The 21,227-nt window shown below is 71.5% G+C and carries 20 protein-coding genes and 2 tRNA genes; 13 read left to right on the forward strand and 9 right to left on the reverse strand.

From position 1 onward, the window contains the following. From AAT21_RS08140 to AAT21_RS08150, 3 genes are all read left to right on the forward strand, one after another. A partial coding sequence (locus tag AAT21_RS08140; RefSeq protein WP_046776057.1) for an AIM24 family protein occupies positions 1-799 on the forward strand: 799 nt, incomplete at its 5' end. 20 nt (positions 800-819) lie between these two features. Next, the gene (locus AAT21_RS08145) at positions 820-1,500 is read left to right on the forward strand and encodes an AIM24 family protein (protein ID WP_046776058.1); all 681 of its coding nucleotides are present in this window, start codon (positions 820-822) and stop codon (positions 1,498-1,500) included. A 17-nt stretch (positions 1,501-1,517) separates the two neighbouring features. After that, positions 1,518-2,273, forward strand: a complete 756-nt coding sequence (locus AAT21_RS08150; protein WP_046776059.1) for an AIM24 family protein — start codon at positions 1,518-1,520, stop codon at positions 2,271-2,273. 94 nt (positions 2,274-2,367) lie between these two features. Here the strand turns inward: AAT21_RS08150 and AAT21_RS08155 are convergent, their stop codons facing one another. Together AAT21_RS08155 and AAT21_RS08160 are read right to left on the reverse strand one after the other, a co-directional pair. Continuing rightward, positions 2,368-2,904, reverse strand: coding sequence for an NUDIX hydrolase (locus tag AAT21_RS08155; RefSeq protein WP_046776060.1), 537 nt, complete (start codon positions 2,902-2,904; stop codon positions 2,368-2,370). Next, the gene (locus AAT21_RS08160; protein ID WP_046776061.1) at positions 2,901-4,328 is read right to left on the reverse strand and encodes a zinc-dependent metalloprotease; all 1,428 of its coding nucleotides are present in this window, start codon (positions 4,326-4,328) and stop codon (positions 2,901-2,903) included. The genes AAT21_RS08155 and AAT21_RS08160 overlap by 4 nt, the downstream gene beginning before the upstream one ends. A gap of 193 nt (positions 4,329-4,521) precedes the next feature. Here AAT21_RS08160 and AAT21_RS08165 point away from each other — a divergent pair, with 193 nt between their 5' ends. The 4 genes from AAT21_RS08165 to AAT21_RS08180 all read left to right on the forward strand — a co-directional run bounded on the left by AAT21_RS08165 (position 4,522) and on the right by AAT21_RS08180 (position 8,001). Continuing rightward, the gene (locus AAT21_RS08165; RefSeq protein WP_079025510.1) at positions 4,522-5,700 is read left to right on the forward strand and encodes an SDR family oxidoreductase; all 1,179 of its coding nucleotides are present in this window, start codon (positions 4,522-4,524) and stop codon (positions 5,698-5,700) included. Positions 5,701-5,801: 101 nt separating this feature from the next. Further along, the gene (locus tag AAT21_RS08170; RefSeq protein WP_046776063.1) at positions 5,802-6,263 is read left to right on the forward strand and encodes a molybdenum cofactor biosynthesis protein MoaE; all 462 of its coding nucleotides are present in this window, start codon (positions 5,802-5,804) and stop codon (positions 6,261-6,263) included. A 264-nt stretch (positions 6,264-6,527) separates the two neighbouring features. After that, positions 6,528-6,743, forward strand: coding sequence for a hypothetical protein (locus AAT21_RS08175; RefSeq protein WP_046776064.1), 216 nt, complete (start codon positions 6,528-6,530; stop codon positions 6,741-6,743). Positions 6,744-6,909: 166 nt separating this feature from the next. Continuing rightward, a complete protein-coding gene (locus tag AAT21_RS08180; protein ID WP_046776065.1) occupies positions 6,910-8,001 on the forward strand; it encodes a YlbL family protein in 1,092 nt (363 codons plus the stop codon). Positions 8,002-8,035: 34 nt separating this feature from the next. Here the strand turns inward: AAT21_RS08180 and AAT21_RS08185 are convergent, their stop codons facing one another. Beyond that, the gene (locus AAT21_RS08185; protein WP_200904354.1) at positions 8,036-8,605 is read right to left on the reverse strand and encodes a PPA1309 family protein; all 570 of its coding nucleotides are present in this window, start codon (positions 8,603-8,605) and stop codon (positions 8,036-8,038) included. 131 nt (positions 8,606-8,736) lie between these two features. Here AAT21_RS08185 and AAT21_RS08190 point away from each other — a divergent pair, with 131 nt between their 5' ends. From AAT21_RS08190 to AAT21_RS08210, 4 genes are all read left to right on the forward strand, one after another. Beyond that, a complete protein-coding gene (locus AAT21_RS08190; RefSeq protein ID WP_046776067.1) occupies positions 8,737-11,628 on the forward strand; it encodes a UPF0182 family membrane protein in 2,892 nt (963 codons plus the stop codon). Between the two features lie 52 nt (positions 11,629-11,680). Then, a tRNA-Met gene (locus AAT21_RS08195) sits at positions 11,681-11,754 on the forward strand. 261 nt (positions 11,755-12,015) lie between these two features. Beyond that, complete coding sequence (locus AAT21_RS08200; RefSeq protein WP_063838073.1) at positions 12,016-13,872, forward strand: tetratricopeptide repeat protein; 1,857 nt, start codon at positions 12,016-12,018, stop codon at positions 13,870-13,872. A gap of 191 nt (positions 13,873-14,063) precedes the next feature. Continuing rightward, positions 14,064-14,137: transfer RNA gene (locus AAT21_RS08210), tRNA-Met, on the forward strand. A 120-nt stretch (positions 14,138-14,257) separates the two neighbouring features. On the opposite strand, the gene AAT21_RS08215 is transcribed toward AAT21_RS08210, so the two are convergent. After that, complete coding sequence (locus tag AAT21_RS08215; RefSeq protein WP_030658790.1) at positions 14,258-14,674, reverse strand: Fur family transcriptional regulator; 417 nt, start codon at positions 14,672-14,674, stop codon at positions 14,258-14,260. 130 nt (positions 14,675-14,804) lie between these two features. Between AAT21_RS08215 and AAT21_RS08220 the strand changes: the two genes are divergently transcribed. Continuing rightward, a complete protein-coding gene (locus AAT21_RS08220) occupies positions 14,805-16,274 on the forward strand; it encodes a catalase (RefSeq protein WP_046776069.1) in 1,470 nt (489 codons plus the stop codon). Between the two features lie 69 nt (positions 16,275-16,343). Here AAT21_RS08220 and AAT21_RS08225 read toward each other — a convergent pair whose 3' ends face one another. Together AAT21_RS08225 and hisN are read right to left on the reverse strand one after the other, a co-directional pair. After that, positions 16,344-16,736 carry a CBS domain-containing protein gene (locus tag AAT21_RS08225; protein ID WP_046776070.1) on the reverse strand — a complete coding sequence of 131 codons (393 nt, stop codon included), beginning with the start codon at positions 16,734-16,736 and terminating at the stop codon, positions 16,344-16,346. 171 nt (positions 16,737-16,907) lie between these two features. After that, complete coding sequence (gene hisN / locus AAT21_RS08230; RefSeq protein WP_046776071.1) at positions 16,908-17,711, reverse strand: histidinol-phosphatase; 804 nt, start codon at positions 17,709-17,711, stop codon at positions 16,908-16,910. A gap of 142 nt (positions 17,712-17,853) precedes the next feature. Between hisN and AAT21_RS08235 the strand changes: the two genes are divergently transcribed. Then, a complete protein-coding gene (locus tag AAT21_RS08235; RefSeq protein WP_046776072.1) occupies positions 17,854-18,408 on the forward strand; it encodes a TetR/AcrR family transcriptional regulator in 555 nt (184 codons plus the stop codon). Here the strand turns inward: AAT21_RS08235 and AAT21_RS08240 are convergent. From AAT21_RS08240 to aroA, 3 genes are all read right to left on the reverse strand, one after another. Further along, positions 18,362-18,685 (reverse strand): DMT family transporter, encoded by a 324-nt coding sequence (locus AAT21_RS08240; protein ID WP_030771509.1) that lies wholly within the window; start codon positions 18,683-18,685, stop codon positions 18,362-18,364. The two genes, AAT21_RS08235 and AAT21_RS08240, sit on opposite strands and share 47 nt — an antisense overlap. Positions 18,686-18,786: 101 nt before the next feature. Beyond that, positions 18,787-19,797, reverse strand: a complete 1,011-nt coding sequence (gene rsgA / locus AAT21_RS08245) for a ribosome small subunit-dependent GTPase A (protein ID WP_046776073.1) — start codon at positions 19,795-19,797, stop codon at positions 18,787-18,789. A gap of 8 nt (positions 19,798-19,805) precedes the next feature. Then, complete coding sequence (gene aroA, locus AAT21_RS08250) at positions 19,806-21,164, reverse strand: 3-phosphoshikimate 1-carboxyvinyltransferase (protein WP_046776074.1); 1,359 nt, start codon at positions 21,162-21,164, stop codon at positions 19,806-19,808. Positions 21,165-21,227 lie beyond the last annotated feature (63 nt).

Below are 21,227 nucleotides of genomic sequence, written 5' to 3' on the forward strand. Positions count from 1 at the left end.
CCCGGGCCAGGTCCCGCCGCCCGCCCCGGCCCCCGCCCCCTACGGCCAGCAGCCGGGCTACGGCCAGGTCCCGGGCCAGGTCCCGGGACAGGTCCCGGGACAGCAGCCCGGCTATGCCCCGCAGGCCGCCGCCCCTGCGGCCGGCCTCGCCGCGGCGCTCCAGCCGTACAAGGAGGCCCCGACCGGCTCCCGCTGGACCCCGCAGAACCAGCAGCTCATGCGCGTCGACCTGGCGATGGGCGGCCAGGCCGTCCTCGCCCGCCAGGGCAGCATGGTCCTGTACCAGGGCAAGGTCGACTTCAGCTACAAGGGCGCCGGTTTCGCCGGCCGCATCGTCGGCAACGCCACCGGCCAGGAGATGCAGCTGATGCGCTGCACCGGCCGCGGCCAGGTCTTCCTCGCCGAGAACGGTGCGCACCTGCACGCCATCGAGCTCCAGGGCGACGCCATCTGCGTCTCCGCGGAGAACGTCCTCGCCTTCGACGAGTCCCTCCAGCACGAGGTCCGCCGGATCGAGGGCCACGGCATTCCCGGCGGCGCCCTGTTCACCATGCAGTTCCAGGGCAGCGGCACGGTGATCGTCAAGACCCACGGCGTCCCGGTCGTGCTGCCCGTCACCCCGACCACCTTCGCGGACAGCAACGCCATCGTGGCGTGGTCGGCCGCCTCGCAGGTGATCATCTCCAGCCAGGTCCGGCTGCGGCGCAACGCCTACCCCGGCCACAGCGGGGAGACCGTGAACCTCCAGTTCCGCGGTGCTCCCGGCAACTTCATCGTCGTCCAGCCGTACGAGGTCTGAGGGAGCCCGACATGAACGCAATGAACCAGCAGCTCGCGGGCTTCGCCCCGACCCCCGTCACGGCCCGCATGGAGAACCACGGGCGGTCCATGCTCAAGGTCGCCATGCAGAGCGGCCAGGACCTCTTCGCCCGCACCGGCTCGATGGTCGCCTACGAGGGCTTCGTGCAGTACGAGCCCAACCCGCCGGCCGTCCGCCAGATGGCCTCGCAGTGGGCCACGGGCGAGGGCGCACCCCTGATGAAGTGCACCGGCGACGGCCTCCTCTACCTCGCCGACTACGGCGCCGACGTCGTCGTCATCAACCTCAACAACGACTCGCTCTCCGTCAACGGCACCAACCTGCTCGCCTTCGACGCGCACCTCCAGTGGGGCGTCGAGCGCGTCAAGGGCCTGGCGAAGTTCGCCGGCCAGGGCCTCTTCAACGTCGAGGTCTCGGGAACCGGCTGGGTCGCACTGACCTCGCGCGGCACCCCGATCGTGGTCGACTGCGGCCGCGGCGAGGACGAGACGTACGTCGACCCCGACGCGCTCGTCGCCTGGTCGCCGAACCTGAAGGTCAAGGGCAAGCGCAGCTTCAAGGCCTCGTCGATGCTCGGCCGCGGCAGTGGAGAGGCCTACCAGATGGCCTTCTCAGGCCAGGGCATCGTCGTCGTACAGCCCAGCGAGGACAGCACCGACCGGCTCCGGGTCCGGGGCTGAGGGGGAGCGGACACATCATGCAGAGCGCACTTTTCGCCCACGCCGAGGCGCAGTCCCAGGACCGCTACACCGTCCAGAACCCGCAGCTGCTGCGGGTCTCGCTGACGGGCTCCGACGACGTACTCGCCCGCAAGGGCGCGATGGTCGCCTACCAGGGGCTCATCGACTTCGACGGCGAGTACCAGAGCAGCAGCCAGCGCAGCGCCCGCCGCCGCACCGGCGAGGGCCTGGACCTCATGCGCTGCTCCGGACAGGGCACCGTCTACCTCGCCAACCTGGCCCAGTACGTCCACGTCGTGGACGTGGACCAGGAGGGCCTCACCGTCGACAGCAGCTACGTCCTGGCCCTGGACTCCACCCTGCACACCGAGGTCATCGCGGTGGACAGCCAGTACGGGATCTCCGGGTCCGGCAAGTACCAGCTCAACATCTCCGGCCGCGGCAAGGTCGCCCTGATGACCTCGGGGCAGCCGCTGATGATGCACGTCACGCCCGACAAGTACGTCAACGTCGACGCGGACGCCATCGTCGCCTGGTCCACCTCGCTGCGGGTGCAGATGCAGGCCCAGACGCACTCCAGCGGCGTCTGGCGGCGGCGTGGCAACACCGGCGAGGGCTGGGAGCTGAGCTTCCTCGGCACCGGCATCGCGCTGGTGCAGCCCAGCGAGGCGCTGCCGCCGCAGAACGCCCAGGTCGGACAGGGTGTCGCCGCGCAGTTCGGCATGGGCCAGCACGGCTCTCACGCCCAGAACCAGAACAACGCCTGGAACTGATCCGGGACGGCGAAGGGGCGGCCCCGTACGGGACCGCCCCTTCGTCATGCCCGGCTCGGCCGGCGGACCCGGCCCGCCGGCTCAGCCCGCCGGCTCAGCCCGTGGCGTCGAGCCGCGCCAGGGTCGCCTCCAGCAGCAGTACGACCGAGGTGTCGGCCACCGAGGCCACCTCCTCGTACGGGAACCAGCGCACGTCCAGGGACTCCTCGCTGACCTCCGCCACCGCGCCGGCCGGGGCCAGCGCCGCGTACTGCACGTCCAGGTGCCAGTTGCAGGGCGCCGGGATGGGATGCCGGTCCAGGCGCACCGGGCCGCCGGGCACCAGGGTCAGACCGTGCTCGATGCCGGACTCCTCGCGGGCCTCGCGCAGGGCCACCTCCGCCATCGTCGTGTCACCGGGCTCGCAGTGGCCGCCCATCTGCAGCCACATGCCCAGCTTCTTGTGCAGGGTCAGCAGCACCCGCTTCCCCACCGGGTCGATCACGAGCGCGCTGCCCGTGACGTGCCCCGCAGTGCAGGGCTTGTAGACCCCGTCCGGGTGGGAGGCCAGGTGCTCCAGGTAGAGGTCGCGCAGCTCGGCCTGGTCCTCGTAGTCCTTCAGGACCAGGACCGCGTCGTCGTGGAGGTTCACTTCTTCTCTTCGCCCTCGCCGTCGCCCTGCTGCTCACGCTTCTCGGCGGCCTCGCCGAGCATCTTGTCGATCTCGGAGAAGTCCAGCTGCTCGCGGTGCACGAAGCCGTCCGGGTCGTCCAGGTCGGACGCCGTCGGCAGCATGTCCGGGTGCTCCCACAGCCCGTCGCGGCCGTCCACGCCGCGCGCGTCGGTCAGCGACGCCCACAGGCGGGAGGCGTCGCGCAGCCGGCGCGGACGCAGCTCCAGACCGATCAGCGTCGCGAAGGTCTGCTCCGCCGGGCCGCCCGAGGCGCGCCGCCGGCGCATGGTCTCGCGCATCGCGTCCGCAGAAGTCAGCCGCGGCTTGGCGGCCTCGTGCACCACCGCGTCGACCCAGCCCTCGACCAGCGCGAGCGCCGTCTCCAGACGGGCCAGGGCGGCCTTCTGCTCGGGGGTGTCCTGCGGCTGGAACATGCCGCCCTGCAGGGCCTCCTGCAGCTGCTCCGGGTTGGACGGGTCCAGCTGCCCGACCACGTCCTCCAACTTCGAGGTGTCCACCTTGATGCCGCGGGCGTAGCCCTCGACGGCCCCGAACAGGTGCGAACGCAGCCACGGCACGTGCGCGAACAGGCGGGCGTGCGCCGCCTCACGCAGCGCCAGGTACAGCCGTACCTCGTCCGACGGCACGCCCAGGTCCTTGCCGAAGCCCTCGATGTTCAGCGGGAGCAGCGCGGCCTTGCCCGCCGGACCCAGGGGCAGCCCGATGTCGGATGATCCGACGACCTCGCCGGCCAGGACGCCGACGGCCTGCCCGATCTGCTGGCCGAACATGGCCCCGCCCATGGAGCGCATCATCCCGAGCAGCGGGCCCGCCATGGCCTGCATCTCCTCCGGCAGCACGCCGCCCATGGCCGCGCCGACGCGCTCGGCGACCGGGTCCACGAGCTCCTTCCACACCGGGAGGGTGGCCTCGACCCACTCGGCGCGGCTCCACGCCACGGCCGTGGTGGCACCCGACGGCAGCGAGGTCACGCCGTCCAGCCAGTGGTCGGCCAGGCGCACGGCCTCCTCGACGGCCGACTTCTCGGCGATGCCGACGCTCGTGTCCTTCACGCCGTCCGCCGTGCCCTGCGCGACGGTCTGGCGGGCGATGTCCTTGGCCATGTCCCAGTTCACGGGACCGCCCTCGTAGCTGAGCATCTGGCCGAGCTGCTGGAAAGCCGCGCCGAGGTCGTTCGGGTTCATCGAACCGAACATCGCGGCGAACGGATTGTCCGCGCCGCCGGGGCCGCCCGGGCCGCCGAGGCCGCCGGGCAGGCCCATACCGGGGAACCCGAACGGATTCGGGCCGCCCTGGCCGCCCTGGTTGCCCTTCTTCTTGCCTTCGTCGCCGTTGTCCGGCTCCTCTGGCGGAAGGCCGAATCCGAATGGGGTGTCGCTCACGGGTTTCCTCGGCTCGTAGGGCCGCCGGCGGGTACCGACGGGCAATGGTCCGACAACACCACCCAGCGTAGACACCGCGGCCCGCATCCGGGCTCGGTGCTCCGCCGACTCCTGGGCTGCGGCAGGATGGACATCACCTGGTGGGTACGCGTCACGGCGCGTCCCTACTGAAGACAACCGCTGGAGACGCCCGGTGAGTTCCCCAGATCCGCACGTTTCGGATAAGCGCAGCCGCGCGACGCAGGACGACGACCGCCCCGAGCAGGGTGACGGCGCCCCCGGCGTTCGCCAGCCGCGAAACCCGGACGGGCCCCGTCGGCCCAGCCCCGTGATCGCCGTGACCGGCGCCGCCTCGGGCGTCGGCGCGGCCCTCGTGAGCCGCCTCGCCGCCTCCGACGAGGTCAAGCAGGTCGTCGCCATCGACGAGCGGCGCGGGGACTGCGCGGCCGCACAGTGGCACGTGCTCGACGTACGCGACCCCGCGATCGCCGAGAAGCTGCGCGGCGCCGACGTCGTGGTCCACCTCGCCCTGGATCTCGACCTGGAGACGGACCCGGCGGCCCGTACGGCGTACAACGTGCGCGGGACCCAGACCGTCCTCACGGCGGCCGCCGCAGCCGGCGTGCACCGGGTCGTGCTCTGCACGTCCGCGATGGTCTACGGGGCCCTGCCCGACAACGACATCCCGCTGTCGGAGGACTCCGAGCTGCGCGCCACCGCCGAGGCGACCGGCGTCGGGGACCTGCTGGAGATCGAGCGCCTCGGCCGCCGGGCACCCCGCGCCCACCCCGGGCTCAACGTCACCGTGGTCCGCCCCGCGGTCCTGGTCGGCGGCACCGACACCGCCCTGACCCGCTACTTCGAGTCCCCGCGCCTGCTCGTGGTCGCGGGATCCCGCCCCACCTGGCAGTTCTGCCACGTGGAGGATCTGGTCAGCGCCCTGGAGTACGCGGCCCTGGAGAAGGTCGAGGGCGAGCTGGCCGTGGGCTGCGAGGGGTGGCTGGAGCAGGAGGAGGTCGAGGAGCTGAGCGGCATCCGCCGCATGGAGCTGCCCTCGGCGGTGGCGCTGGGCGCCGCCGCCCGACTGCACCGGATCGGCCTGACCCCGTCCCCGGCCGGCGACCTCGCGTACACGATGCACCCGTGGGTGGTCAGCGTCAGCGGCCTGCACGCGGCGGGCTGGCGGCCCCGCTGGACCAACGAGGAGGTCCTCGCCGAGCTGCTCCAGGAGGTCGCGGGCCGCCACACGGTCGCGGGCCGCCGGCTGGGCCGCAGGGACGCCGCCACGGCCGCCGGTGCGGCGGGCGCGACGGTGGCCCTGCTGGGCGCGGCCGCGGCGGTCCGGCTGGCCCGCAAGCGCCGCGGGATTTGATCCCGCGGCGCCTGATCCTGTAGGAGGCTCCCAAGGCGGGGGCCGCGGGCCGGGCGAATCAGCTATTTCGCCGGGTCGGCGGCTAGGGCACGATGGACGGTATGGCACCGCACTTCGACCACCCCGGCGAGCAGGCCGCCCAGGACCCGATCCGGCTGCTCGAGATCCGTGACACGCCGCTCTCGATCGACGAGGTCTTCCGGGCCGTCGGCGACGACGCCACGGGCGGTACGACGCTCTTCGTCGGCACGGTGCGCAACCACGACGGCGGGGCGGACGTCGAGTCGCTCGGCTACTCCTGCCACCCGACGGCGGAGGCCGAGATGCGCCGGGTCGCCGAGCGCGTCGTGGCGAAGTACCCGGTCCGCGCGCTGGCCGCCGTGCACCGCGTGGGCGACCTCGCCGTCGGTGACCTCGCCGTGGTCGTAGCGGTCTCCTGCCCGCACCGCGGGGAGGCCTTCGAGGCGTGCCGGATGCTGATCGACGACCTCAAGCACGAGGTCCCCATCTGGAAGCACCAGACCTTCGCCGACGGCTCGGAGGAGTGGGTCGGCGCCTGCTGACGCGCGCCTGCGAGGCGCCCCGGCGCCGAACAGCGCAAGGGGGACCATCGGGGAGGGGGCCTTCGCCGACGGCTCGGAGGAGTGGGCCGGCGCCTGCTGACGGCTGTGGTCCGACGGGCCGACCCCGGTGGCGGGGCGGTGCCGGCCGGCGGGTAGCCTCACACCCGTTCGGCCGCGCAACACGCCCTCGATTTGCGTAACCCCCCCATGGGCACGAGCGTTGAAGCCACCAACGAAACGTACTTCGGGGTAGGGAGGCACGCCATGGCATCTCTGGCGTGGTTGCTGATTCCGCTGTTCGCCGCGATCGGCGCGGCGATATGGGGCAGCTGGGCGGCACGTGACCGCACGCAGGGCGACATATCCGAGCTCGCGGGATACGCGCGGTTCCGTGAAGCCATGGGCAACGGCCAGGGTCATGGCAGTGCCGATCAGGTCAGGGCGAAGGCCGAGGCCACTTCCGCCTCCGACACCGTCTGAGGCGTCCGACGCCGCCCGACCCGGCGCGAGGCGTCCCGCCCCGCTCCTTCCCCACCGCGCTCCGCACCGCGCACCCCGTGAGAATCCGCTGAGAGTTTCGCGCACGGACCCCGTACGGAGCGGCCCCGAGGGCCGCGCGCCGGGGCCGTCCCGTACTGTCGGATCCATGCCACGCCGCACCGCGACGATGCTCGCCTCCACCCTGGTGCTGTTCGCGCTGCTCTGCGCGGGGGTGTTCATCAAGGTCCCGTACTCCGAGATGAGCCCCGGACCGACCGTGAACACGCTCGGGGACTCGCACGGCGAGCCCGTTCTCAACATCTCGGGGCGCAAGACGTACCCGACCAGCGGTCACCTGAACATGACGACGGTCCGCGTCACGGGCGCCGACTACGACATGAACCTGGTGGAGGCCGTCTACGGCTGGCTGGCCGGCGACAACATCGTCGTACCGCACGAGAACCTCTACCCGAACGGCAAGACCGACGCGGAGTCCACCCAGGAGAACGCCGAGGAGTTCAGCCAGTCGCAGCAGAGCGCCAAGGTCGCGGCCCTCAAGCAGCTCGGCATCCCGGTCACCGCCCGGGTGATCGTCGCCTCCGTGGTCAAGGACAGCCCCTCCGAGGGCCGGCTGCACGCCGGTGACGTGGTCAAGGCCGTCGACGGCGCCCCCGTCACCGCCCCCGAGGACGTGGCGAAGCTCGTCACCAAGCACAAGCCCGGTGAACCGGTCGAGTTCACCATCATTCCCGCCGCCGACGTCGCCGCGGCCGCCAAGGCGGGCCGCGAGCCCTCCGGCACCTCCAAGGTCACGATCACCGCGGGCAAGGCGGAAGGCGACGGCCGCGCCATCGTCGGCATCCGGGCCGGCAGCGACCACACCTTCCCGTTCACGATCGACATCAAGCTCGCCGACGTCGGCGGTCCGAGCGCCGGGCTGATGTTCGCCCTCGGCATCGTCGACAAGCTGACCCCCGAGGACCTGACCGGCGGGAAGTTCATCGCCGGCACCGGCACCATCGACGACGCCGGCAAGGTCGGTCCTATCGGAGGCATCCAGATGAAGACCATCGGGGCCCGCCAGGCCGGCGCGGAGTACTTCCTGACGCCCGCCGACAACTGCGCCTCCGCCGCCTCCAACGTGCCGGACGGGCTGACGCTGGTGAAGGTCTCCACCATCGAGGACGCCACGAAGTCGCTGGAGAAGATCCGCAAGGGGGACACGGCCGGGCTGCCGCTGTGCAGCGCCAAGCCCTGACCGGTCCGCCTCCCCGGGCCGCCGCCCGGTCGGCCTAGACGAAGGTCGCGGCCAGGGCCTCGGCGAGACCTGGGACCAGGCCCCCGCCGGTGAGGACCTCCGTCGAGGAGTCCTTCTCGCGCAGCCGTACGGCGGACTCGCGCGAGCCGTCGCGCAGCACCGCCACGGTGATGCGGACCTCCTGCCGCTCCGGGTGCCCCGCCACCCACTTCGCCAGCTGCTTGTCGGACAGCCCCTCCGGTACGGAAGCCTCCGCGGACGGCGGCAGCATCAGGCGCTCGACGGTCAGCGCGCACCCGACGACGGCGTCGGGCCAGGCGATGGTGCCCAGGAACTTGTCGAGCGGGGTGCCGGACGGGACCGTGTCCTGCTCGATCGGGGTGAGGGAGCTCTGGCCGGCGTCGTCCGTGTCGAGGCCGAGCTGGGAGGCCAGGCGCGGCTCCTGCTTCTTGAGCCGGGCGGTGTCGACCAGCGCGAACAGCCGCGCGGGCTTGTCCCAGCCGAGGCCGGCCGCGTACTCGTCGATCTCGAGACAGGCGCGGGTCAGCGGGCTGGCCGCCATGGGAGTGCCGGGGGAAGGCGAAACGTTGGACATGGGCAACATCCTGCCTCCTTTCCGTCCCATACCGGGAACTGACCGGAGCCTCAGTAAGTTGCATGAATGGGCTCTACGATCGGGGGTCCGTTCATTACCAGTACTCAGCGACTTTCGAGGTGCGCACCTTGGCTTTCCAGATGCCGGACCGCGGCGGAGGCCCTTCCGGGCCACGGATGAGAGTCGGACGCCCCTCCCGGCGTGCTCGCACTCTCCTCATGACCTTGGGCGTGCTCGCGGTCCTGGGAATGCTTTTCATCATGTTCGCGGGCTTCTGGACGGACTGGCTCTGGTTCCGCTCCGTGAAGTACTCCACCGTCTTCACCACCACGCTGTGGACCAAGATCGGCCTCTTCGCCGTCTTCGGTCTGCTGATGACGGGTGCGGTCGGGCTGAACATCTGGCTGGCGCACCGGCTGCGGCCGCCGCTCAGCGCGATGTCGATGGAGCAGCAGAGCCTCGACCGCTACCGGATGAGCATCGCCCCGTACAAGAAGTGGCTGCTCCTGGGCATCTCGGTGCTCGTCGGACTGATCGCCGGAGCCTCGGCGGCCGGTCAGTGGAAGACCTGGCTCATGCACGTGAACGGGGTGCCCTTCGGCACGAAGGACCCCCAGTTCCACATGGACGTGTCCTTCTATACCTTCGACCTGCCCTGGTACCGCTTCCTGCTCGGCTTCGGCTTCGCCGCCGTCGTCCTGTCGGTGATCGCCGCGACCGTCGTGCACTACCTGTACGGCGGACTGCGCGTGACCAGCCCGGGCGCGCGGGCCACCGCTGCCGCGACCGGGCACCTCTCGGTGCTGCTCGGCCTCTTCGTCACGCTCAAGGCGGTCGCCTACTGGCTCGACCGGTACGGGCTCGCCGTGAAGTCCAGTGACTTCAAGGCCTCCGACAACTGGACGGGCCTGCGGTACGTCGACGCGAACGCCTACCTGCCGGCCAAGACGATCCTCGTGGCCATCGCCGCGATCTGCGCCGTGCTGTTCTTCGCGACGCTGTGGCGCCGCACCTGGCAGCTGCCGGTGATCGGCTTCGGCCTGATGGTGCTCTCGGCGATCCTGATCGGCGGGCTCTACCCGGCGATCGTGCAGAAGTTCCAGGTCCAGCCGAACGAGCAGGCCAAGGAATCCCCGTACGTCCAGAAGAACATCAAGGCCACGCGCGACGCCTACGGGATCGCCGGGGCCGAGGTCAAGGACTACCCGGGCGTGCCGCAGACCGAGGACCGCACCAAGCTGCGGTCCGCCGCCGACACCACGGCCAGCCTGCGCCTCCTCGACCCGAACATCGTCTCGCCGGCCTTCCAGCAGCTGCAGCAGGTCAAGGGCTACTACGCCTTCCCGTCCACGCTGGCCGTCGACCGGTACAGCGGTCAGGACACGGTGATCGGGCTGCGCGAGCTGAACATCGGCGGCATCCCGAAGAACAACTGGATCAACGACCACTTCAAGTACACGCACGGCTACGGCGTGGTCGCCGCGAAGGGCACCACGGTCGGAAACCAGGGCGCTCCCGACTTCACCCAGTCCGACCTCCCCTCCAAGGGGATGTTCGGCACGGACTTCGAGCAGCGCATCTACTACGGCGAGCAGACGAAGCAGTACTCGATCGTCGGCGGTCCGCAGAAGGAGCTCGACTACTCCGACGACAAGGGTGAGAAGGAGACCAGCTACCAGGGCGACTCCGGCGTCAACCTCGCCAACCCGGTCAACCGGGCCGCCTACGCGCTGACCTTCAGCGAGCCGCAGATCCTCTACTCGGGTGCCATCGGCGAGGGCTCGCGGATCCTCTACAACCGCACGCCCAAGCAGCGCGTCGAGGCCGTCGCGCCGTGGCTGACGATCGACGGGGCCCCGTACCCGGCGGTCGTCGACGGCCGGATCAAGTGGATCGTCGACGCCTACACGACGACCAACGGCTACCCGTACGCCTCGCGCACCACGCTGGGCCAGAGCACCGCGGACTCCCTCACCAACAGCCAGCGCGCGGTGGTGGCCCAGGAGAACCAGGTCAACTACATCCGCAACTCGGTGAAGGCCACCGTCGACGCGTACGACGGCTCGGTCGACCTGTACCAGTGGGACACCCAGGACCCGGTCCTGAAGACCTGGATGAAGGCCTTCCCGGGCACGGTCAAGCCCAAGGGCGAGATCACCAAGCCGCTCATGGACCACCTCCGCTACCCGCAGGACCTCTTCAAGGTCCAGCGCGAGCTGCTGACCCGGTACCACGTCACGGACCCGCAGACCTTCCTCAGCGGCAGTGAGGCCTGGGCCGTCCCGGACGACCCGACGACCAAGGCCGGCACGGCGGTTCCGCCGTACTACCTGTCGATGAAGATGCCGGACCAGAAGGAGAAGGACCAGGTCTTCTCGCTCACGTCGACCTTCACGCCGAACGAGCGGCCCAACCTGAGCGCCTTCATGGCGGTCAACGCCGATCCGGGCACCACGGACTACGGCAAGATCCGCATCCTGAAGATGCCGACCAGCAAGCCGCCGGAGGGCCCCGGCCAGGTGCAGAGCAAGTTCCAGTCGGAGCCGAAGATCGCCGAATCCATCCGCCTGCTGCGCGGTGGCGACTCGGAGATCGAGTACGGCAACCTGCTCGCGGTGCCGCTCGACGGCGGGATGCTCTACGTCGAGCCGGTCTACGTCCGCAGCTCCGGCCTCAAGTACCCGCTGCTGCGCAAGGTACTGGTGACCTACGGAGGCCAGACGGCCTTCGAGGACACCCTGGAGAAGGCGCTGAACGTGGTCTTCGGAGCCGAGGCCCCGACCACGCCGGTGCCGCCGGCCCAGCCGCCGGGTGAGGGCACCGTCACGCCCCCGACCAACGTGGACCCGACGGTCAAGGCGGCCCTCGCCGACGCCCAGAAGGCGATCGAGGAGGCCGAGAAGGCCAGGCAGTCCGGTGACTGGACGGCCTTCGGCAAGGCCCAGGACGACATCAAGGCCGCGCTGAAGCGGGCGATCGAGGCGGAGGCGAAGGCAACGCCCCCGCCCTCGGCCCCTCCCTCGGGCGGCTGATGATCAAAGGGTGAGGGCTCCGTCCCGCGTCGTGATACTGTTGTTTCACCGACGCGGGGTGGAGCAGCTCGGTAGCTCGCTGGGCTCATAACCCAGAGGTCGCAGGTTCAAATCCTGTCCCCGCTACTNGGAGCAGCTCGGTAGCTCGCTGGGCTCATAACCCAGAGGTCGCAGGTTCAAATCCTGTCCCCGCTACTGAAGACGAAGGCCCGGATCCATGGGATCCGGGCCTTCGTCATGTCCGGACGGGACACGCGGTAGCTGGGGCGGGTGAGTTGGGGCAGGAGCGTGTTTGACTTACCTCACTGTGGGCATGTCGACAAAACGCTGTAGTGACCTCACTGACTGCGACATACCAGGTGTACGCGGGTAGCAGGTGATGCGACGATGGGATTTATGGGGGACAGGTCAACTCTGCTGGAGACAGGGCGGTTTGTGAGGGCGCAGGCCGAAGCGGGCGAAGAGGCCAACGAGTCGGTACCGGTGGCCGACACGCAGTCCGCGCTGACCGATGCAGATTTCGCGCAGGAGATGTTCACCGAGACCGACGCGGCGAGCGACGCCGAGCTGGAAGCCCGGCACCGGGTGGCCGCCGACAAGGGCGACCCCGGTGCCATGAGCGTGCTCGGTGCGCTGCTGCTGCGCCGCGGGGACCTGGACGGCGCCGAGCCGTACCTGCGCGGGGCCACCGGCGAGGGGGACCGCGCCGCCGCCAACAACCTGGGCGTGCTGCTGCTCCAGCGTGGCTATCCCGACGAGGCCGCCGGCTGGTGGCGGGTCGCCGCCGTGGCCGGATCCGCGCCCGCCGCGCACGCCCTGGGCCGTCACTTCCGCGAGCGCGGCGACGAGCCGGCCGCCGAGTACTGGCTGCGCCAGGCGGCCGAATCCGGCCATGCGCTGGGCGCGTACGGGCTGGCCGACCTGCTGGAGCACCGCGGGGACAAGGGTGTGGAGCGGTGGTTCCGCGCCGCCGCCGAACAGGGCCACCGCGAGGCCGCCTACCGGCTGGCGAGGCACCTGCGCAAGGGTGACCCCGCCGAGGCCGAGCAGTGGTACCGGCAGGCCGCCGCGCGCGGGCACCGGCGCGCGGCGCTGCACCTCGGCGCCCTGCTGGAGGCGCGCGGGGAACTCAAGGAGGCCGGGCGCTGGTACCTGACCTCGGCCAAGCAGGGCGAGGCGCGGGCCGCGTGCGCGCTCGGCTTCCTGCTGCGCGACGCCGGCGACGAGGACAGCGCGGCGGCCTGGTGGCACCGGGCCGCGCAGGACGGCGACGGCAACGCAGCGAACGCCCTGGGCGCGCTGCACGCGGCGCGCGGCGAGACCCAGACCGCGGAGCGCTGGTACCGCACCGCCATGGACGCGGGCGATCAAAACGGGGCGTACAACCTTGCTCTGCTGTGCGCGGCACAGGACCGGACCGCGCAGGCCGAGCAGTGGTACCGGCGCGCCGCCTACGCCGGACACCGTGAGGCGGCCAACGCGCTGGCCATCATGCTGCTCCAGGTCGGCGACGCGGCAGGCGCCGAGCCGTGGTTCTCGAAGGCCGCGGAGGCGGGCAGTGTCGACGCCGCGTTCAACCTCGGGATCCTCTTCGCCAGCCGGGACGAGGACCGCACGGCACTGAAGTGGTACGAGCGGGCCGCGTCGGCCGGCCACACCGACGCGGCGCTCCAGGTCGGGATCGCCCTGGTGCGCGACGGCGAGGAGCGGGCCGCCGAGCGGCACCTGCGGTGCGCGGCGGGCGGCGGCAGCGCGGAGGCGGCGTTCCGCCTGGCCGCGCTGCTGGAGTCGCTGGCCCCGCCGCCGGAGCCGCCGGCGCTGGGCGAGCCGGTCGGCGGTGCCCCGCGCACCGAGAGCGAGGAGTGGTACGAGCGGGCCGCCGAGCTGGGGCACCGCCGGGCCCAGGTGCGCGTCGGCATGCTGGCCGCGGCCCGCGGCGACATGGAGGCGGCCGCCCGCTGGTACCGGGAGGCGGCCGAGGCCGGGTCCCGCAACGGCGCGTTCAACCTGGGGCTGCTGCTGGCCCGCGAGGGGAGCGAGCCGGAGGCCGCCCTGTGGTGGACCCGCGCGGCGGTGGCCGGCCACGGCCGGGCCGCCCTGCGCCTCGGCCTGCTGGCGGCCCGCCACGGGGACCTCGCGGAGGGCCAGAAGTGGTGCGCGCGCGCCATGGAGCTGGGACCGGCGGAGGTCTCCGAGCGTGCGGCCCGGCTGCGCGAGGCGCTGGCGGAGGAACTCTCGGCGTGAACCGGGTGGAGGGCCGGGCGGGAGTCCCACCCGGACGCCCGCCCGGACCGCCGTCCGGCCCCGGGTTAACCGATTTGCATCTGCCGGGGGCCTTCACGTAACGTTGGGTTCACCGACGCGGGGTGGAGCAGCTCGGTAGCTCGCTGGGCTCATAACCCAGAGGTCGCAGGTTCAAATCCTGTCCCCNCCGACGCGGGGTGGAGCAGCTCGGTAGCTCGCTGGGCTCATAACCCAGAGGTCGCAGGTTCAAATCCTGTCCCCGCTACTGAAGGCTCAGGGCCCGGATCCCATGGATCCGGGCCCTGAGTCGTTTCCACGGGCGAAGTGCCGGGGGAAGCGTAAAGGCCCGGACCCCACAGGGGCCGGGCCTTTCGGTCGTCCGGGATCAGGCGCCCGCGCAGTTCGGGCAGACGCCGCGGTAGGTGACCTCGACCGCCGACACGACGAAGCCGAAGCGCTCGGAGTCGGGCAGGTCGGCCAGCGGGTTGCCGGCCGGGTGGACGTCGCGGATTGCGCCGCACCGGGCGCACACCAGGTGCTGGTGGGGCCGGTGGGCGTTCGGGTCGTACCGCTTGGCGCGCCGGTCCGTGGCGACTTCCAGGACCTCGCCGAGGGAGACGAGCTCGCCCAGCGTGTTGTAGACGGTCGCGCGCGAGATCTCGGGCAGCTTTGCCACGGCGCGCGCGTGCACCTCGTCGGCCGTCAGGTGCACGTGGTCACCGTCGAGCACCTCGGCCACGACGCGCCGCTGTGCCGTCATGCGCCAGCCGCGTCCGCGAAGTCGTTCCAGCAGGTCACTCATGGACACCAGCCTAACAGCGAGGGGATTCGGTGTAACTCCCGAACCGGTGCGGACTTGGATGCTTGCTTGACTTGGACAAAGTCCATTGTAGGATCGAGTACGGCCAACGCCAAGGACAGGACACGCAGCAATGACGCAGGAGGCGCACGTGACGCAGGGACCGCTCACCACGGAGGCCGGGGCGCCGGTGGCCGACAACCAGAACAGCGAGACGGCCGGTGTCGGCGGTCCCGTTCTGGTCCAGGACCAGCTCCTGCTGGAGAAGCTCGCCCACTTCAACCGCGAGCGCATCCCGGAGCGCGTGGTGCACGCCCGTGGCGCCGGCGCGTACGGCACCTTCACGCTGACCCGCGACGTCTCGCAGTGGACGCGCGCCACGTTCCTCTCCGAGGTCGGCAAGCAGACCGAGACCTTCCTGCGGTTCTCCACCGTCGCGGGCAACCTGGGCAGCGCCGACGCGGTGCGCGACCCCCGCGGCTGGGCGCTGAAGTTCTACACCGAGGAGGGCAACTACGACCTCGTCGGCAACAACACCCCGGTGTTCTTCATCAAGGACGCCATCAAGTTCCCCGACTTCATCCACACTCAGAAGCGCGACCCGTACACCGGCTCGCAGGAGGCGGACAACGTCTGGGACTTCTGGGGGCTGTCGCCCGAGTCCACCCACCAGGTGACCTGGCTGTTCGGCGACCGCGGCATCCCGGCGTCCTACCGCCACATGAACGGCTACGGCTCGCACACGTTCCAGTGGAACAACGAGGCCGGCGAGGTCTTCTGGGTCAAGTACCACTTCAAGACCGACCAGGGCATCAAGAACCTCACCCAGGCCGAGGCCAACGCCCTCGCCGGTGAGGACCCCGACAGCCACCAGCGCGACCTGCGTGAGGCCATCGAGCGCGGGGACTTCCCGACCTGGACCGTGCAGGTCCAGATCATGCCGGCGGCCGACGCGGCGACCTACCGCTTCAACCCGTTCGACCTCACCAAGGTGTGGCCGCACGCGGACTACCCGCCGATCGAGATCGGCAAGCTGGAGCTCAACCGCAACCCGGAGAACGTCTTCGCCGAGGTCGAGCAGTCCATCTTCTCCCCGGCGCACTTCGTCCCCGGCATCGGTCCGTCCCCGGACAAGATGCTCCAGGGCCGTCTCTTCGGCTACGGCGACGCCCACCGCTACCGCGTCGGCATCAATGCCGACCACCTGCCGGTCAACCGTCCGCACGCCACCGAGGCGCGCACCAACTCCCGTGACGGGTACCTCTACGACGGCCGCCACAAGGGTGCGAAGAACTACGAGCCGAACAGCTTCGGCGGCCCGCACGAGACCGGCCGTCCGCTGTGGCAGCCGGTCCCGGTCACCGGCGGCACGGGCAACCACGCCGCCCCCGTGCACAGCGAGGACGACGACTTCGTCCAGGCCGGCAACCTCTACCGCCTGTACTCCGAGGACGAGAAGACCCGTCTGATCGAGAACCTCTCCGGCTTCATCGCCAAGGTCTCCCGCGACGACATCGTCGAGCGCGCGATCGACAACTTCCGCCGGGCGGACGGCGACTTCGGCAAGCGGCTGGACGCCGCGGTCCAGGCCCTCCGCGGCTGACGGACACCGCCTGCCGTGGCGGGACGCCGGGCCGCAGTCCTCTTCGGAGGGCTGCGGCCCGGCGCCGTTTCACGCGGACACCGTGCGCCGCGCCGGAACCCAGCAGCGTATGACGTCGCGCACGGACACGATGCCCACCGGTCCGCCGTCCTCCAGGACGATCAGGTGCCGGAAACCGCCGTGGGCCATCGCCTCCGCGGCCTCCTGCAGGGTGGCGTCCGGGGTGCAGAAGACGACGTTGTTGGTGGTGTGCGCGGCCACCGACTCCCGGTCGGGGTCGTGGCCCGCGCCGATCGAGTTGAGGACGTCGCGCTCGGTCAGGATGCCGATTCCGCAGTGGTCGGGGTCGAGGACGACGGCCGCGCCGACGCGCCGGCCGGACATCAGGCAGGCCGCCTGCCGAAGGGTGTGTGCGGGTCCGAGGGTGAGGATCACGGTGCTCATTGCGTCACGGACGAGCATGAAGAGAGCCACCTCCTGGGGGTGAGCCCCCGCGCCGGGGTGGGTGCGACCGGTGGAACGTCTCAAGAGAAACGTTTCACAAGCGCACAAGCGTGGGGATTCTCAGATTCCCACGGACCGGGAGGGCCAGCAAGGAGGCGTGCAAAGGAGCGCGCCCGGCGCCCGGGCGCGTCAGGCGCGCGGGCGGAGCAGACCGAGCATCTCCTCGTGGAGCAGTCCGTTCGACGCCGCGGCGTTCCCGCCGTGCACGCCGTCGGCGCCGTCGAGGCTGGTGAAGCGGCCGCCCGCCTCCTGGACCACCACCGCGACGGCGGCCATGTCCCACAGGTTCAGCTCCGGCTCGGCACACAGGTCCAGGGAGCCCTCCGCGACCATCATGTACGGCCAGAAGTCGCCGTAGCCGCGGGTGCGCCAGCACGCCCGCGTCAGGTCCAGGAAGCCGGGCAGCCGCCCCTGCTCCTCCCAGCCGCTCAGCGAGGAGTACGCGAACGAGGCGTCGCCCAGCCCGCTCACCCGGGACACGCCGATCGGGGCGGTCTCGCCGAGCGCACCGCCCGAGTACGCGCCGGAGCCCTGCGCCGCCCACCAGCGGCGGCCCAGCGCGGGTGCGGACACCACGCCGACCACGGGGCGGAACACCCCGTCCTCGCCCTCCGCCATCAGGGAGATCAGGGTCGCCCAGACGGGGACCCCGCGCACATAGTTCTTCGTACCGTCGATCGGGTCCACGACCCAGCGGCGCGGGCCGCTGCCCTTGAGCCCGTACTCCTCGCCCAGGATGGCGTCGTCGGGCCGGGCCGCGGTGATGCCCGCCCGGACGACCTCCTCCGCGGCCTTGTCCGCCTCGCTCACCGGGGTCATGTCCGGCTTCGTCTCGACCTTCAGGTCCAGGGCGCGGAACCGCTCCATCGTGGCGACGTCCGCCGCGTCGGCGAGTTCGAGAGCGAGGCGCAGGTCATCGTCATATTCGGGCATGCCCGAACAGTAGCGAGACTCCGGGACCCCGGCCAACGACGTCCACAGCTCGGCCGGGAGGGCCCTCTTGACAGCGGGCGCGCCCTTGACAGGGTCTGTCGCCCCGTCAACTCTGGCCGGACAGCCGAGCGGGGAGGTGCGGATGCCGGCAGCGCGGGAGTCCTTGCTGGACGCGGCGGGGGCGGCGCTCGCGGCGCGCCCCTGGCCGGACGTGAGGATGGTCGACGTGGCCGCCGCGGCCGGGGTGTCGCGGCAGACCCTCTACAACGAGTTCGGCGGCAAGGCGGGGCTGGGGCGCGCCCTGGTGCGGCGCGAGGCCGACCGCTACCTGGACGGGGTGGACCGGGCCCTGTCCGCCCCGCTGCGGGCCCCCGAACGGCTCGCCGCGGTCGCCGAGTGGACCGTACGGGCGGCCCGCGCGCAGCCCCTCGTACGGGCCCTGCTCACCGGCAGCTGGGGGCCGGGCCTGCCCGCCGCGAGCCGGAGCGAACCGGGGCCCGGCGACCTCGCCCGGGCCGTGCGCGACCGGGCCGCCGCCGCGCTCACGCCGGGGGAGGGCCCGCAGCGGTGCGAGCTGGCGGTGCGGCTCGCCCTGTCCTACGTGATCGCCCCGGGGGAGGAGCCGGGCGCGGGGGAGCTGCTCGGGCTGCTCAGTGCGCCGAACCGGACAGCTGGAGTCCGACGACCCCCAGGATGACCAGCGTGATCGAGACGAGTTTGAGGGTGGAGACCACGTCACCGAGGAAGACCATGCCGTAGATCGCCGTGCCGGCCGCGCCGATGCCCGTCCAGACCGCGTACGCCGGACCCACGTCCAGCTTCTTGAGGGCCAGGGTCAGCAGGCCGAAGCTGCCGAGCGCGAAGCACGCGAAGGCGATCGTCGGCCAGAGCCGGGTGAATCCGTGGGAGAGCTTGAGGCAGACCGCGAAGCCGGTCTCCAGGAGTCCGGCGACGACGACCAGCAGCCACGCCATGGCGAATGCCTCCCCGCGTCATGTGACATCGCGTCACTTGGTGCGATTATGCACTTTTCCCGACAGGTCCCCTGACAAACACGGCACGGCCGCCGGGTCGGTCAGTCGCCCTCGCGCCGCTCCCGCGTCTCCAGCAGCCGCCGCAGCGAATACAGCCGCGCCGGATCCGCGTGGCCGTCCTGCACCCACTGGTCGAGCGCGCAGTCCTGCTCGTCGTGACTGCACGCGCGCGGACACTCCTCCGTACCGGGAACCAGGTCCGGGAAGGCAAGGATCACCCGGGACGGGTCCACGTGGTGCAGACCGAAGGAGCGCACACCGGGGGTGTCGATGACCCAGCCGTCGCCCGCGGGCAGCGGCAGCGCCAGCGCGGAGGTGGTCGTGTGCCGGCCACGGCCGGTGACCGCGTTCACGTGCCCGGTGGCGCGCTGGCGGCCCTCGGCGACCAGCGAGTTCACCAGAGTGGTCTTCCCGACGCCGGAGTGGCCGACGAACGCGGTGATCCGGCCGGTCAGCCGCTCGCGGACCCGCTCGGCCGCGTCACCGGCGGCCAGCTCCTCGCGGTTGGTGACCACGTAGTTCAGGCCGAACGTCGAGTAGATCTCCAGGATCTTGTCCGCGGAGGTCAGGTCGGACTTGGTGAGCACCAGCAGCGGCTCCAGCCCGGCGTCGTACGCCGCCACCAGACAGCGGTCGATCATCCGGGGCCGCGGCTCCGGATCGGCCAGGGCCGTGACGATCGCCAGCTGGTCGGCGTTGGCGACGACCACCCGCTCGTACGGGTCGTCGTCGTCCGCGGTGCGCCGCAGGACGGACTTGCGCTCCTCGATCCGCACGATGCGGGCCAGGGTGTCCTTCCTGCCGGACAGGTCACCGACGATCCAGACCAGGTCGCCCACGACCGCCGCCTTGCGGCCCAGCTCCCGGGACTTCATCGCGGTGATCGTGCGGCCGTCGACCAGGCAGGTCAGCCGGCCGCGGTCGACGGTCAGGACGAAGCCCTCGGAGGCGTCCTCGTGCTTGGGCCGGATGTTCGTCCGGGGCCGGTTGCCCTTGGGGTTCGGGCGCTGGCGGATGTCGTCCTCGTCGGTGTGCTTGCCGTACCTGCGCATGACGTGCCCTACGCTCCCGCACCCGCTTCGGGTCCCGCGTCCCCGGCCAGCATGTCCGTCCACATCTTCGGGAAGTCCGGCAGGGTCTTCGCGGTCGTGGCGACGTTCTCGATCTGCACGCCCTCCACGGCGAGGCCGATCACCGCGCCGGCGGTGGCCATCCGGTGGTCCTCGTACGTGTGGAACACCCCGCCGTGCATCCGGCGCGGCCGGATCCGCAGGCCGTCCTCGGTCTCGGTGACGTCACCGCCGAGCGCGTTGATCTCCTTGGTCAGCGCGGCCAGCCGGTCCGTCTCGTGCAGCCGCAGGTGGGCGACGCCCCGCAGCACCGACTCGGAGTCGGCCAGGGCCGCCACCGCCGCGATGCCCGGGGTGAGCTCGCCGACCTCGCTCAGGTCCACGTCGATGCCGTGGATCTTTCCGCTGCCGGTGAAGACCAGGCCCGCGTCGGTCAGTTCGCAGGAGCCGCCCATCTCCGTGAAGATCCGGCGCAGCGCGTCACCGGGCTGCGTGGTGCGGCGCGGCCAGTCGGGAACCGTGACCGTGCCGCCCGTGATCAGGGCCGCGGCCAGGAAGGGCTGCGCGTTGGACAGGTCCGGCTCCACGACCATGTCGCGGCCGAGCAGGGCGCCCGGGGCGACCCGCCACACGTCCTTCTCACCGCCGGCCTCGGGGGTGTCCACCTGGGCGCCCGCGGCGCGCAGCATCTCCACGGTCATCCGGATGTGCGGCATCGACGGCAGGTTGCCGCCCACGTGCCGGACCTCGACGCCCTGGTTGAACCGCGGGGCGGAGAGCAGCAGCGCGGAGACGAACTGGGAGGAGTTGCTGGCGTCGATCTCGACCGTGCCGCCCTCCAGCGCCCCGCCGCCCTGGACGGTCAGGGGCAGCGCGCCGCGGCCGTCGTCGTCGATGCGGGCGCCGAGCGTGCGCAGGGCGGTGATGACCTGGCCGAGCGGACGCTCGTAGGAGCGCGGGTCGCCGTCGAAGCGGATGTCGCCGTCGGCGAGGGTGGCGACGGGCGGCAGGAAACGCATGACCGTGCCCGCGTTGCCGACGTCCACCGTCGTCGGTCCGTGCAGGGCCGCCGGGATGATCCGCCAGGCCTCGCCGCTCGCGCCGGCGCCCGCGGAACTGGAGGAGACGGTCTCCTCGATGCCCACGCCCATCGCGCGCAGCGCGTCCGACATCAGCTGGGAGTCGCGCGAGCGCAGCGGGCGGCGCACCCAGCCCGGCTCGGAGGCGAGGGCGGCGAGCACGAGGGCACGGTTGGTGACCGATTTGGACCCCGGCACCGTGACGGTGGCGTGGACGGTCCCATCGGCGAGCGGAGCGGGCCAGAGGGCAGGGGCGGGGGTCTCGGTCATGGCCCCCACTTTAGTGGCTTCCTCCGGGGCCGGATCTTGATCGCCGTCCGGTCTCAGAGGGTG

This window comes from Streptomyces yangpuensis (assembly GCF_001005295.1).
GTDB lineage: Bacteria > Actinomycetota > Actinomycetes > Streptomycetales > Streptomycetaceae > Streptomyces > Streptomyces yangpuensis.

Bases quoted from the DNA above. Each gene is read 5' to 3' on its own strand.
- AAT21_RS08225 (WP_046776070.1), bottom strand. From the start codon at position 16,736: ATGCTCGTCCGTGACGCAATGAGCACCGTGATCCTCACCCTCGGACCC.
- AAT21_RS08200 (WP_063838073.1), top strand. From the start codon at position 12,016: ATGGGATTTATGGGGGACAGGTCAACTCTGCTGGAGACAGGGCGGTTT.
- AAT21_RS08190 (WP_046776067.1), top strand. From the start codon at position 8,737: ATGCCGGACCGCGGCGGAGGCCCTTCCGGGCCACGGATGAGAGTCGGA.
- AAT21_RS08150 (WP_046776059.1), top strand. From the start codon at position 1,518: ATGCAGAGCGCACTTTTCGCCCACGCCGAGGCGCAGTCCCAGGACCGC.
- AAT21_RS08180 (WP_046776065.1), top strand. From the start codon at position 6,910: ATGCCACGCCGCACCGCGACGATGCTCGCCTCCACCCTGGTGCTGTTC.
- AAT21_RS08240 (WP_030771509.1), bottom strand. From the start codon at position 18,685: ATGGCGTGGCTGCTGGTCGTCGTCGCCGGACTCCTGGAGACCGGCTTC.
- AAT21_RS08145 (WP_046776058.1), top strand. From the start codon at position 820: ATGAACCAGCAGCTCGCGGGCTTCGCCCCGACCCCCGTCACGGCCCGC.
- aroA (WP_046776074.1), bottom strand. From the start codon at position 21,164: ATGACCGAGACCCCCGCCCCTGCCCTCTGGCCCGCTCCGCTCGCCGAT.
- rsgA (WP_046776073.1), bottom strand. From the start codon at position 19,797: ATGCGCAGGTACGGCAAGCACACCGACGAGGACGACATCCGCCAGCGC.
- hisN (WP_046776071.1), bottom strand. From the start codon at position 17,711: ATGCCCGAATATGACGATGACCTGCGCCTCGCTCTCGAACTCGCCGAC.
- AAT21_RS08220 (WP_046776069.1), top strand. From the start codon at position 14,805: ATGACGCAGGAGGCGCACGTGACGCAGGGACCGCTCACCACGGAGGCC.
- AAT21_RS08235 (WP_046776072.1), top strand. From the start codon at position 17,854: ATGCCGGCAGCGCGGGAGTCCTTGCTGGACGCGGCGGGGGCGGCGCTC.
- AAT21_RS08170 (WP_046776063.1), top strand. From the start codon at position 5,802: ATGGCACCGCACTTCGACCACCCCGGCGAGCAGGCCGCCCAGGACCCG.
- AAT21_RS08215 (WP_030658790.1), bottom strand. From the start codon at position 14,674: ATGAGTGACCTGCTGGAACGACTTCGCGGACGCGGCTGGCGCATGACG.
- AAT21_RS08175 (WP_046776064.1), top strand. From the start codon at position 6,528: ATGGCATCTCTGGCGTGGTTGCTGATTCCGCTGTTCGCCGCGATCGGC.
- AAT21_RS08185 (WP_200904354.1), bottom strand. From the start codon at position 8,605: ATGTTGCCCATGTCCAACGTTTCGCCTTCCCCCGGCACTCCCATGGCG.